General features: G+C 39.0%; 13 protein-coding genes. 4 read left to right on the top strand and 9 right to left on the bottom strand.

The window, feature by feature from the left end; translation table 11 throughout:
* Positions 1-88: 88 nt before the first annotated feature.
* The 3 genes from H9L23_RS21470 to polA all read right to left on the bottom strand — a co-directional run bounded on the left by H9L23_RS21470 (position 89) and on the right by polA (position 4,214).
* The gene (locus tag H9L23_RS21470) at positions 89-427 is read right to left on the bottom strand and encodes a hypothetical protein (RefSeq protein ID WP_187592244.1); all 339 of its coding nucleotides are present in this window, start codon (positions 425-427) and stop codon (positions 89-91) included.
* A 102-nt stretch (positions 428-529) separates the two neighbouring features.
* Positions 530-1,354, bottom strand: a complete 825-nt coding sequence (locus H9L23_RS21465; RefSeq protein WP_187592243.1) for an energy transducer TonB — start codon at positions 1,352-1,354, stop codon at positions 530-532.
* A gap of 52 nt (positions 1,355-1,406) precedes the next feature.
* Entirely contained in the window at positions 1,407-4,214 is a 2,808-nt protein-coding gene (gene polA, locus H9L23_RS21460; protein WP_187592242.1) for a DNA polymerase I, read from the bottom strand.
* 155 nt (positions 4,215-4,369) lie between these two features.
* On the opposite strand from polA, the gene H9L23_RS21455 reads away from it, so the two are divergent.
* Positions 4,370-5,140, top strand: coding sequence for a hypothetical protein (locus H9L23_RS21455; protein ID WP_187592241.1), 771 nt, complete (start codon positions 4,370-4,372; stop codon positions 5,138-5,140).
* Positions 5,141-5,188: 48 nt separating this feature from the next.
* Positions 5,189-5,869, top strand: coding sequence for a hypothetical protein (locus H9L23_RS21450; RefSeq protein WP_187592240.1), 681 nt, complete (start codon positions 5,189-5,191; stop codon positions 5,867-5,869).
* 51 nt (positions 5,870-5,920) lie between these two features.
* Here H9L23_RS21450 and H9L23_RS21445 read toward each other — a convergent pair whose 3' ends face one another.
* Genes H9L23_RS21445 through trmB form a run of 5 tightly spaced genes read right to left on the bottom strand, consistent with a single transcriptional unit; the run spans position 5,921 to position 8,327 of the window.
* Complete coding sequence (locus H9L23_RS21445; RefSeq protein WP_187592239.1) at positions 5,921-6,508, bottom strand: DNA-3-methyladenine glycosylase I; 588 nt, start codon at positions 6,506-6,508, stop codon at positions 5,921-5,923.
* A 1-nt stretch (position 6,509) separates the two neighbouring features.
* Positions 6,510-6,872: a four helix bundle protein gene (locus H9L23_RS21440; protein ID WP_187592238.1), complete on the bottom strand. Its 363-nt coding sequence runs from the start codon at positions 6,870-6,872 to the stop codon at positions 6,510-6,512.
* Positions 6,873-6,927: 55 nt separating this feature from the next.
* Positions 6,928-7,281 (bottom strand): carboxymuconolactone decarboxylase family protein, encoded by a 354-nt coding sequence (locus H9L23_RS21435; protein ID WP_025141457.1) that lies wholly within the window; start codon positions 7,279-7,281, stop codon positions 6,928-6,930.
* Positions 7,282-7,341: 60 nt separating this feature from the next.
* On the bottom strand, positions 7,342-7,677 hold the full coding sequence (locus tag H9L23_RS21430) for an MGMT family protein (RefSeq protein ID WP_187592237.1): 336 nt from the start codon (positions 7,675-7,677) through the stop codon (positions 7,342-7,344).
* Entirely contained in the window at positions 7,677-8,327 is a 651-nt protein-coding gene (trmB, locus tag H9L23_RS21425; protein WP_187592236.1) for a tRNA (guanosine(46)-N7)-methyltransferase TrmB, read from the bottom strand. The genes H9L23_RS21430 and trmB overlap by 1 nt, the downstream gene beginning before the upstream one ends.
* 113 nt (positions 8,328-8,440) lie before the next feature.
* Here trmB and fcl point away from each other — a divergent pair, with 113 nt between their 5' ends.
* Positions 8,441-9,367, top strand: coding sequence for a GDP-L-fucose synthase (gene fcl / locus H9L23_RS21420; RefSeq protein ID WP_187592235.1), 927 nt, complete (start codon positions 8,441-8,443; stop codon positions 9,365-9,367).
* Between the two features lie 54 nt (positions 9,368-9,421).
* Here the strand turns inward: fcl and H9L23_RS21415 are convergent, their stop codons facing one another.
* The gene (locus H9L23_RS21415) at positions 9,422-10,549 is read right to left on the bottom strand and encodes a glycoside hydrolase family 130 protein (protein ID WP_187592234.1); all 1,128 of its coding nucleotides are present in this window, start codon (positions 10,547-10,549) and stop codon (positions 9,422-9,424) included.
* 230 nt (positions 10,550-10,779) lie between these two features.
* Here H9L23_RS21415 and H9L23_RS21410 point away from each other — a divergent pair, with 230 nt between their 5' ends.
* Positions 10,780-11,712 carry a hydrogen peroxide-inducible genes activator gene (locus tag H9L23_RS21410; RefSeq protein WP_187592233.1) on the top strand — a complete coding sequence of 311 codons (933 nt, stop codon included), beginning with the start codon at positions 10,780-10,782 and terminating at the stop codon, positions 11,710-11,712.
* The last annotated feature ends 72 nt before the right edge of the window (positions 11,713-11,784 follow it).

Below are 11,784 nucleotides of genomic sequence, written 5' to 3'. Positions count from 1 at the left end.
GAATTTTGTCGCGCTCTGGTCGGAAGGATAATAAACAAAAAAGGGCCTCTAATTTTCATTAGAGACCCTTCAAATTATAAACCTGAACCTAATTCTTTTTAGCAGCTTTGTTTGCTTTATAGCGCATATCAGCTGTACCGTCTTTTTTGGTTGGACCGGCAACTTTAGTTACTGCTTTTGCTTTGTTTTCTTTAAAACGCATATCCGGAGTGCCATCTGCTTTTACTTTAGCAGCTGTAGTAGTAGTTTTAGTTTCTACTTTTTTAGCCTCTTGTTTTACACCTGCTTTTACTGGTGCAGTTGTAGTTTTTACTTCTTTTTTAGCAACCATTTTAGCTTTAGCTGGAGCGGTTGTTGCTGGTGTTTGAGCAAATGCTGTGGTTAAACCAAATGCTGCGATTGCGATTAAACTCAATAACTTTTTCATAATTTTCGATTTTTGTTTTACTCGTTTTTTGTTGATATAAAATTCATTAATTGATATGAAGTTTTAATGAAGATAACGAATATTTTTATTTTTTTTAAAAATCTAATTTATCGTAAAGTTAATATTGATGTTGTAAGGCACGGTGACCGGTTTTCCGAACAAGGTAGCCGGAATCCAGTCTGGAGATTGTTCCATTACCTTAATGGCTTCTTCAGCTAAGCTGATGTGAGGTGCAGAAATTACTTTAATCCCTTCTATTTTGCCCGTGCTACTTACCAGAAATGATAAGTAAACTTTTCCCTGGGCCTTACTGTTCCGGGCTTCAAGCGGATACCGGATACTTTTACCGAGATACATATAAAACTTTTTCATGCCGCCAGGGAATGATGGTTCGGTTGTAATATCGGCTTTGGCAACCGGATCCCCATCTATATCCAGGTAGGTACTATCCGTTACTTTATTTCTGGCATCATATAACTCTTTAAGTGCAAGCTTACCGTTTTCGTAATTGATCTTCCACTCACCGGTTTTCTTATCATCGGTATAGTTTCCACTTGTTTTTGGGCTGCCATCTTTCCAATAGCTGGTGTAAGGCCCGTTGAGCTCATCTTCCTTAAATGTTTTGGTTTCCTTTGGCTTATCATCAGCATCAAAACTTGTCCAAAGGCCTGTCTTTTTGTTATTCAGGTAAAATCCTTTTAATGAAACTTTTCCATCTTCATATTCAAGATATTCGCCGTTTAATGTTTTTAGTTTTTTATCGCTAAAGATCTCCGTTTTAGTTAAAGCCTGTTTGCCGTTAAAAGTTTTTCTGATCCAAAGACTGTCCTTTTTGTAAACTTTATAGCTTTCTGCCGCTTTAGCAGTAGCTTTATAATAATTGTCGCCAAAGTTATAAGTAATTAGTGTATCGCTCTTTTGCGCCATACAGCCAATAGTTATCAGGCAACTTAAAATAAGAATGGAGAGCGTTTTCATATTAGTGTGCAGCCAGCCAGTTATCGCCCTCTCCAATTTCTACTACAATAGGCACCGTTAATTTAATGGCATTGGCCATTTTATCCTGAATGATGGCTTTCATCACTTCTTTTTCTGAACGGACTACATCAAACACCAACTCATCATGCACCTGCATGGTCATGGTTGATTGCAAATTCTGCACTTTCATTTCTTTATGGATATTGATCATGGCAATCTTAATCATATCGGCAGCAGAGCCCTGTATAGGCGCGTTAATCGCATTTCGTTCTGCAAAACCCCTTACCGTTTGGTTGGCCGAGTTAATGTCTCTTAAATAGCGTCTTCTGCCCATTATCGTTTCTACAAATCCATTCTCCCGCGCAAAATTCATGGTATCGCTCATGTACCGTTTAATGCCTGGGTATTGCGCAAAATATTGTTCGATAATTTCTGCCGCCTCTTTACGTGGAATACCCAGGTTCTGAGATAAACCAAAAGCCGATTGACCGTAAATAATACCAAAGTTAACTGCTTTTGCATTTCTACGCTGGGTTCCATCTACCTCTTCAATGCTTACGCCATATACTTTAGCTGCCGTAGCCGTGTGGATATCAATCCCTTTGCTAAATGCATCAAGCATATTTTCCTCTTTACTGATTTCCGCGATAATGCGAAGTTCAATCTGAGAATAATCGGCTGATAACAGGATATGGTTTTCATCTCTTGCAATAAAGGCTTTACGGACCTCCCTGCCACGTTCGGTACGGATCGGGATGTTCTGTAAATTCGGATTGTTAGAACTCAACCTGCCGGTAGCAGCTACGGCCTGGTTGTAAGAAGTGTGTACCCTACCAGTTTTCGGGTTAACCATTAATGGTAAAGCATCCACATAGGTTGATTTAAGCTTCTGTAACTGGCGGAAATCTAAAATATCCTGTACAATATCACTTTTACTTGCTAAAGCCATTAAAACGTCTTCTCCGGTCTGGTACTGACCTGTTTTGGTCTTTTTGGCTTTCGGGTCAAGCTGAAGTTTATCAAACAGCACCTCACCTAACTGTTTTGGCGAGGCCAGGTTAAATTTAATCCCGGCTTTATCGTAAACATTCTGTTCGAATTTGACGATTTCAGTTTCAAGCTCTTTAGAGTAAGCCTGTAAGGTTTCGATATCAATGCGTACACCTTCTTTTTCAATATCGGCCAATACATAAACCAAAGGATTTTCAATTTCTTCGGCCAGTTTGGCGGCATTTAATTCTTTTAATTTTGGCTCAAAAATGTGGGCTAACTGTAAGGTAACATCGGCGTCTTCAGCGGCATAATCAACCACATCAATTACCGGCACATCACGCATGGTGCCCTGGTTTTTGCCTTTTGCACCGATTAGTTTGGTTATCGAAATTGGCGAATAACCCAGGTAATTTTCTGACAACACATCCATACCATGGCGGGTATCAGGATCGATTAAGTAGTGGGCCAGCATCGTATCGAAAAGTTTACCTTGTACCTGAATGCCATACCACTTTAACACCAGTATATCGTATTTGGTATTCTGACCGATTTTTTCGATGGCCTCATTTTCCAATACCACCCTAAATTCGTCAACAATAAGCTGCGCTTCTTCCCTTTCTGCAGGAACAGGGATATAATAACCTGTGCCGGGTTTTATCGAGAATGATAAACCCACTAAATCGGCCATGTTTGCATCAGTGCCGGTGGTTTCGGTATCAAACGAGATCCGTTTTTCGGCAAGTAATAATTTAATTAAATCGGCACGCTGCTCAGCAGTATCAATTAATTGGTAATCGTGTTCCGTATTTTCGATGGTTTTGGCCGGAAGTTTTTCTGCCGGTTCCTCCTCAAGTGTATTGGTATATTGTATGGCCTCTCCCGATTGATTGCCAAAAAGATCGGTTTGGGTACCTTCCTGAAAACGTGCCGTGGTAACCGAAAATTCATCTCCAAATACCCTTCGGCCTAAAGTTCTGAATTCTAATTCTGTGAATAATGGTTCCAGCAAGTCGCGGCTCGGATCGCAAAGTTCCAGGCTGGCCTCATCAAGTTCAACGGGAACATCCAATAAGATAGTCGCCAGTTTTTTGGAGATCAGTCCTTGTTCTGCAAAGTTTTCTACGTTTTCGCGTTGTTTGCCTTTTAATTCGTGTGAGTTGGCAATAATGTTCTCCATTGAACCATATTGTTTGATCAAAGCTTTTGCCGTTTTCTCTCCAATACCAGGGATACCCGGGATATTATCAACGGCATCGCCCCACAAACCTAAAATATCGATTACCTGCAATACATTTTCGATCTCCCATTTGGCCAATATTTCCTTTACGCCCAATATTTCCATATCGTTACCCATACGGGCAGGTTTGTAGATAAAAATATTTTCTGAAACCAATTGTGCAAAATCTTTATCCGGTGTCATGCAGTAGACCTGATAACCCTTTAGTTCTGCTTTTTTGGCCAGTGTACCAATAATATCATCAGCCTCATAACCATCAGAAGTGATCACAGGAATATTAAAACCGGTAATTAATTTAATCACATAAGGCATTGCAGCAGCCAGATCCTCAGGCATGGCCTGACGGTGTGCTTTATAAGCTTCGAAGGAGGTATGTCTTTCTGTTGGTGCTTCAGTATCAAAAACCACTGCAATATGTGTTGGTTTTTCTTTCTTCAAAACATCTAATAAAGTATTGGTAAAGCCCATTACTGCCGATGTATTGATACCTGTTGACGTAAAACGCGGGTTTTTACTTAATGCAAAATGCGCCCTGTACATTAGCGCCATACCGTCTAGGAGAAAGAGTTTTTTATTCATGTGATTACACTGATTTAATGATTGCCGGCAAATAGATTTACCGGATGATAAAAGTAACCAAAGTTAATCATATCGGTAAAATGCTTTATCAACAAAAAAATTAAAATTAAATTATTGAATTCTTTAACTTTCATCATCATTAAATAAAACGCGCTATGAAAATATTTTATACATTAATTTTTTGCCTGATTGCAGGCTTGGTTAAAGCCCAGCTTCCTTCCGATACTTTGGTTACCTATATTACTTTTGAAAACCTGAAAGGGAATGATGATGGGTATGGTGCATCTATCAACCGGCCAATAGGTACTGGTGCCTTTAAAAATTTAATAGATAGAAGTTACTTAAGCTTACGCATGGCCAAACTGGAAAATTCTTATCGCTGGCCGGACGGATCAAAGATTGATTTTACTAAAAGGAAAAGCGAACATTCGAGTACAGGAATTGTAGACCGTTATACTTTGATAAATCCTAATTTAAAAGATACCATATTTCTTTTTGTTGATCCCTATAAATTAGATTCTGCTTTCTTTGTGCCTAAAGGGCTGATCGCACTTAACAAAGAAGCTTTAGCCAGGGAAATTACCCCACAATTAAAAGCTATTGATGATATTAATGCAGCGAAAGATGCCTTTGGTAATCAGCAGGATAGCATCAACAAGGTTGCCAACTATATCGCTTCGCATGCTGGTCTTGTTAATTTTGTTGATCGGGAAAATTTAGCCAAAGTGATGACAGATACGCAGGCCTCTGCAGAAATAAAAGAATATCTGTTTAAGATCTACATCATCAATAAATTTTATGCATTGGGTAAAAACATCAGCAATACGAAAGCTTATGCCTTAGGTAAAATGAAAGAGTCGTTCAACAATTTTCAAAAAGAACATCCAGGTATAGAAACAGGAAATATCAAAATTAACCTGAATTAGTACGAATTGAAATTTAGTTCCGTTATTTGTGAAAAGCCAATTGATTATATGAAATTTCTGTTTTCTATCTTTCTTTTCTTCTTCACCTTAAACCAGCTTTCTGCTCAGGATTTTATTGTTAAAAACAACGACGATGTCATCCGAGGAACGATAAAAGGAACCGATTATTTTTCGGTGTTTATCAGTGCCAATGATGAAGCGGATGTAATTTTGCCTGCAAAAGACGTTAAAAATTTCTTCTGGAACGGCAATAGCTTTGTAAGCAAGGGTTTTGCAAATGGGCGTAATTTCGAATACCGTTTCGTGAAGGTGATTGAAATGGGAACCGTTAATCTTTATTCGTTTGGTGGTGGTACTCTGGTGCCCGAGGCTAAAGAGAAAAAAGTAAGGTTTAGGCCATCAGTAGGTATAGGTACCGGAACAGGTGGTTATGGAGGCATGGGTATGGGCGGAGGAATCAGTATTGGCGGTGGACGAAATTCTGCGCCTGAAAGACCAGCTGGTGCGCCTGCGGTACGCTATTTCATCGAAAAACCCGGAGCCGGTCCGCTACAGGAAGTGCCCATGAAAGCCATTACCGATGATGCCAAAAAACTAGAGGTTAAAAATATTCTGTTGCAGAAAATGGGCGATCAACCTGATTTGAAAGCTAAGTTAGAAGCGGGAACAGAGTTTAATAGCAGGGATGTAGTGGAGTGGGTTAAGGAATATAACGCGACAAAAAAATAAAGCCAGGATTAATAATAGATTTTAGGATTGCAAGATCGTTTTGCATAAAAATTATCTTGCACAGCAATTTAATAAATGATCGTTAACCATTCCGGTGGCCTGCATGTGTGCATAACATATTGTGGTGCCAAAAAACTTAAAGCCACGCTTTTTCATGTCTTTACTGATTCTGTCTGAGAGTTCGGTGCGTGGTGGAACGTCGCTCATTTTTTCGATATGATTTAAAATGGGTTTGCCATCTGATACAAAACTCCATAAGTACTTAGAGAAACTCCCGAATTCTTTCTGCACTTCGATAAACAATTTGGCGTTGGTAATGGCTCCATTTACCTTTAAGCGGTTGCGGATAATGCCTTCATCGTTCATTAACCTCTCCACATCTTTTACGGTAAAGGCAGCCACTTTTTTAACATCGAAACCGGCAAAAGCCTTACGGTAATTTTCGCGCCTGCGGAGAATGGTTATCCAGCTCAAACCAGCCTGTGCACCTTCCAGTATTAAAAACTCGAATAAAATTTTATCATCGTAAACCGGCTTCCCCCATTCTTCATCGTGATATTTGATGTAGAGCGGATCGGTGCCAGCCCAGGAACAGCGTACTACGGAGTCCTTAGTCTTTAGTCCAGAGTCTTGAGTCATATTATGCGAATTTTGCAGGATGGCTAATCATGAAAATTAATAATTTACTTATTTCTTCACATTGAGCATCCAAATAATTGAATTTTTCTTCAGAGATATAATTACAGGCGAGCGCTACATCTAACCAAACTTGCGTTTCACCATTTTCCATATCTGCATCAGATAGTTTACTGATAAAATGATTCGGGTACCTCCTTTTTTTATAGGCTTCAGCGATGCTGCTGCAAACAGATCTTGAAGATCTGCGGATCTGATCCACCAAGCTGTATTGCTCTGATTTAGGGAAGTCTTTAGTTAAATTAAAGATGTCCATGAAAAGAGCAAATCCTTTTTTATAAGCGATTAATTCTCTAAATTTTCCCATGTTTTTTTAACTAATATAATAATTTGGGAAGAGAAAGAGACTATAGACTTAGGACTTAAGACTCTGGACTAGAACTCAACTCGTCCCAATACTCAACTGCTCTTCTATAATGAGGAATTACAATACTGCCGCCCACAAGATTGGCAATCATAAAAATCTCGTTCATTTCGTCGCTGTTTACACCTGCGTCAAAGCATTTGCCCAAATGATATTTAATACAGTCATCGCAACGCAGCACCATTGAGGCTACCAGACCCAGCATTTCTTTTGTTTTAACATCCAAGGCGCCATCAGCATAGGAAGTGGTATCTAAAGCAAAAAAACGTTTGATATTTGTGTTCGCCGTTTCCATAATCCTATCGTTCATTTTTTCACGATAGCCATTAAATTCTTCTACTAACTTTCCCATGTATATTAATTATTGAATGAATGATTTTTTGAATGAGAGATTGACGTTAATATTTATTTATCAATCGAGGTTGATTTCTTCCAGCGGGTTCCAGAATACCTTTTTAAAATTGACCACCTTATCGTTATTAACCTCTACCCCTTCCTTTCTTAACAGCTTTTCCATTAGTTCGGGTGGTTTAAAATGAAATTTTCCGGTAAGCAGTCCACTGCTGTTTACTACGCGGTGAGCAGGTACTTTGGGATAAGCTGAGCCGGCATAAAGCATGGCGTGGCCAACCATTCGCGATGATTTAGCAGCACCTAAACTTTTGGCAATTGCCCCATAGGAAGTTACCCTTCCTTTCGGAATTAAGCGGGCAATTTCATAAACCTGTTCATAAAAATTGGTATCCATTATTCAAAAGAAAATTGAATATAGTTAATATTTTTATCGTGTAATAAGTATTTTTTCTCGTAATAGGTTTTGATCGATAGTACTTCGTCAACCAGATCCGAAGTGTATAAATGATCGGTGTTTTTATGCACTGGTAAGTCTAATTCTGCAACTTTTTCGCAGGTATAAGCATATAACTGATCGTTATCCGTTTTTAAATTAACGTTGCCACCAGCTTTTAAAACCAGTTTATACCTGTTCAAAAACGCAGGGAACGTTAAACGTTTTTTCTCTCTGCTATCCTGTGGTTGCGGATCCGGGAAGGTAATCCAGATTTCATCAATTTCTCCTTCATTAAAATAATCAAGGATGTTTTCAATCTGTATTCTTAAAAAAGCAACATTATCAATCCCATCTTCTATAGCGGTTTTAGCACCACGCCAGATGCGGTTGCCCTTATAATCAACACCTATAAAATTCTTGTCAGGAAACAACCTGGCCAGATTTACCGAATACTCACCTTTTCCACATGCCAGTTCGAGCACAATTGGATTTTCGTTTTTAAAATGTGCTGAAGCCCAATTCCCTTTTAAGGCCTTTCCTGCGTCTAATTGATATACGTTTGCAAATGTTTCGATTTCTGCAAAACGCCTAAGTTTATCTTTACCCAAAAGTTTTTTTTCTGCAAAAATACAATTAAATCAATAACCCATGTTTCTTTTGCCAGAAAGATTCATGTCAATCTTGTTTAGGAATCGTATTTTTGTAACCTATAAAAATTACTGTGGAAAAAGAAGCTAAGATATACATTGCAGGTCACCGTGGCATGGTGGGGTCGGCCATTTACCGTAAACTGCAAAAAGAAGGTTACGCAAATATCATCACCAAAACTTCAGATGAACTGGATTTGCGCAACCAGCAGGCGGTTACTGATTTCTTTGCTGAAGAAAAACCGGATTATGTTTTTCTTGCGGCAGCAAAAGTTGGCGGTATTGTAGCGAACAATACTTACAGGGCCGATTTTCTGTACGAAAATTTGGCCATCCAGAATAATGTGATCCATCATGCATACTTAAATAACGTTATGAAACTGATGTTTTTAGGATCAAGCTGCATTTACCCGAAAATGGCACCACAGCCTTTAAAAGAAGATTACCTTTTAACCGGAACTTTAGAGCATACTAACGAGCCTTATGCCATTGCAAAAATTGCGGGTATTAAAATGTGCGATGCCTACCGCGATCAGTATGGTTGTAATTTTATTTCAGTAATGCCGACCAATTTATATGGTTTTAATGATAATTACCATCCTCAAAACTCGCATGTTTTGCCGGCTTTGATCCGAAAGGTGCATGAGGCAAAAGCGAACAACGAAAAAGAGGTGGTGGTTTGGGGATCGGGTTCGCCAATGCGCGAGTTTTTATTTGCAGATGACCTGGCAGATGCCTGTTATTTTCTGATGCAGAATTATAATGAACCTAACCTGATCAACATTGGTACCGGGCACGATTTAACGATTAAAGACCTCGCTTTATTAATTAAAGAGGTATTGGGTTTTGAAGGCGAATTGGTATTCGATGCCAGCAAACCCGACGGTACGCCACGTAAATTAATGGATGTTAGCAAGCTTCATAATTTAGGTTGGAAACATAAAATTGAATTGCCTGAAGGCATTGCAATGGCTTATCAGGATTTTGAAAGCCGATACTAGATGAATTTTACAATGGTGCGCAGTACAACATCCTGCGCACTTTTTATTTACACCTTATTTTTTAGCAGCAGGATCATAAATTGCTACTGCCACCTGGCTATCGGCACAGCCGTAATATAAAAACCATTTCTTTTTGAAATAAACCAGCCCTTCGATAAAAACCGTTCCTGACGGGTATTGGCCACTTTTTTCAAAAGGTGCAGTAGGCACGAAAAAGGGTTGATCGAGCCGTGCTATTACTTTTGAGGGATTTTTCAGATCGAATAACACCTGCCCGGCCGAATAGGTATTGGTCACATAATTGGTGTCTCTTTCGGCATCGCTCCTGTTTTTACCATTGTATAAAACTAAAATACCTTTATCGGTAACAATTGCTGGTGGACCGCATTCGGTCAGGTCGCTATCAAAGTAATTTTTTCGGGGTTTCACAATTAAATCTAAATCACCTTCCGCATTTAAAGCAGGTTCCCAGTTAATAAGATCGACCGAAGTGGCAATATTCATGAAATGTTCGCCCCAGTACATCATATATTTGCCGTTTATTTTGGCAATTACCTGTTTACCATTTTCTACCTTGGTTACAATAGAACCAGATTTGCATTTGAAATCCTGAAATTTGCCATTATAGGCCTTATTAAATGCAGCACCGTGTTTAGTCCAGTGTTTCAGGTCTTTGGAAGTGGCTACAGCCAACCGAAATATATTTCGGTTCCATTGGGTATACATCATTACATACAATCCTTCTGCGGTTACTGCAATTCGCGGGTCTTCGCAACCACCCGGCCATTCGGATGCTTTCTGATTGTCTTCATCAGGATAGAGCACCGGCTCCGGATTCCTTTTCATTTTAATGCCATCACTACTTTCGGCAATGCCTATTCTCGAGGTACGCTTGCCAATACCAATACCTGAGCGGTCTTCTCCGCGATAAAGTATATATACTTTATTTTTGTATTCGACAGCTGCCGGATTAAATACATCGCCCGCTTCCCAGGCAATTTTTTGTTTGCTCATTGGGTCGAAGAAAAGACTTTCGGTTTTTGGCGAAATAATGGGATTAACATTTTCCGGTCGTATAAAAGGTCCTAGTGCCCATTCGGGTAATAGACCCTGGGCATTTGTTGCAAAGGCCAGCGGAAGAAAAACTATAAGAAAAAATAGGCGTAAAGCGATTTTGTTCATAAAGCTAATATACCCAATTAATTTGTTAAGCAAGTGATGGTTAGGTTATTGCTAATTAAATCAAGGGCTCCCTAAATATTTGGTTAAACTTTTTGTTTATACATCCATTTAAATAAAAAATTTTATCATCTTATTTTCCGGAAAATCAACCTTTCATTTCTTGCCCGATCGGATATTTTTTATTATAGTCAAAATTTATATCTTTGGTAAGATAAATCAATTTTGCCTATATGACTTTAGTTCAGTTAGAATATATTGTTGCTGTTGATACCTATAGAAGTTTTGTAACTGCTGCCGATAAGTGTTTTGTAACCCAGCCTACCTTAAGTATGCAGGTGCAGAAACTGGAAGAATTAATCAGTGTTAAAATTTTCGATCGGAGTAAACAACCTGTAAGTCCTACGGAAATCGGTGCACAGATTATTGCGCAGGCCAGAATCATCTTACAAGAAAGTGGAAAAATAAAAGAGTTGATCAGCAGCCAGCAGCAGGATGTTTTAGGCGAATTGAGAATTGGGGTAATTCCAACGGTTGCGCCTTACTTATTACCAGAGGTAATTTCGGCCATGCTGGAGAAATATCCTGAGCTGAAACTTTTAATCTGGGAATATACCACTGAAGATATTATTCATCATTTAAAAACAGGTGTATTGGACTGCGGAATTTTGGCTACGCCTTTAACCGATCCGAATATTAGCGAAACGCCATTATATTATGAGAATTTTGTAAGCTACATCAGCAAAAACAGCAAACTGTATAAAAAGAAAGCGGTTGATGCTGAAGACCTGAACGATGAAAATATCTGGTTGTTAAACGAAGGCCATTGTATGCGTAACCAGGTTTTGAATATCTGCCGTTCTACAAAAAATAACCGTTTACAGGGTTTAGAATATAATACCGGAAGTGTAGAAACTTTGGTGAGAATGGTCGATTTAAACGGTGGAGCAACATTGCTGCCGGAGTTAGCCATTGCAGAATTAAATGCCAAGCAGACCAGTAAAATCCGTCATTTTAAATCTCCGGAACCGGTGCGCGAGATCAGTTTAGTTACACACAAAAACTTCATCAAGAAACGGATGCTTAATGCTTTAAAAGACGAGATTTTAGAAATTATCCCCAAAGCAATGAAGCAAAAAAAGAAAAAGGATATTGTTGGGATTTAAGTTTCAACTTACGCTGCGATCGTCATTGCGAGAAGGCTTTTTCCAGCCGACGAAGCAATCTTTATGGTAGGA

It is taken from the genome of Pedobacter roseus (genome assembly GCF_014395225.1).
In the GTDB taxonomy this organism is placed as follows: Bacteria; Bacteroidota; Bacteroidia; order Sphingobacteriales; family Sphingobacteriaceae; genus Pedobacter; species Pedobacter roseus.
The sequence above is the reverse complement of the archived record's forward strand: the minus strand, read 5'-3'. Positions and strand labels throughout refer to the sequence as shown.

What these genes read in the sequence shown, in the direction of transcription:
- H9L23_RS21470 (WP_187592244.1), bottom strand. Translation starts at nt 427, where the DNA reads ATGAAAAAGTTATTGAGTTTAATCGCAATCGCAGCATTTGGTTTAACC.
- H9L23_RS21465 (WP_187592243.1), bottom strand. Translation starts at nt 1,354, where the DNA reads ATGGCGCAAAAGAGCGATACACTAATTACTTATAACTTTGGCGACAAT.
- polA (WP_187592242.1), bottom strand. Translation starts at nt 4,214, where the DNA reads ATGAATAAAAAACTCTTTCTCCTAGACGGTATGGCGCTAATGTACAGG.
- H9L23_RS21455 (WP_187592241.1), top strand. Translation starts at nt 4,370, where the DNA reads ATGAAAATATTTTATACATTAATTTTTTGCCTGATTGCAGGCTTGGTT.
- H9L23_RS21450 (WP_187592240.1), top strand. Translation starts at nt 5,189, where the DNA reads ATGAAATTTCTGTTTTCTATCTTTCTTTTCTTCTTCACCTTAAACCAG.
- H9L23_RS21445 (WP_187592239.1), bottom strand. Translation starts at nt 6,508, where the DNA reads ATGACTCAAGACTCTGGACTAAAGACTAAGGACTCCGTAGTACGCTGT.
- H9L23_RS21440 (WP_187592238.1), bottom strand. Translation starts at nt 6,872, where the DNA reads ATGGGAAAATTTAGAGAATTAATCGCTTATAAAAAAGGATTTGCTCTT.
- H9L23_RS21435 (WP_025141457.1), bottom strand. Translation starts at nt 7,281, where the DNA reads ATGGGAAAGTTAGTAGAAGAATTTAATGGCTATCGTGAAAAAATGAAC.
- H9L23_RS21430 (WP_187592237.1), bottom strand. Translation starts at nt 7,677, where the DNA reads ATGGATACCAATTTTTATGAACAGGTTTATGAAATTGCCCGCTTAATT.
- H9L23_RS21415 (WP_187592234.1), bottom strand. Translation starts at nt 10,549, where the DNA reads ATGAACAAAATCGCTTTACGCCTATTTTTTCTTATAGTTTTTCTTCCG.
- H9L23_RS21410 (WP_187592233.1), top strand. Translation starts at nt 10,780, where the DNA reads ATGACTTTAGTTCAGTTAGAATATATTGTTGCTGTTGATACCTATAGA.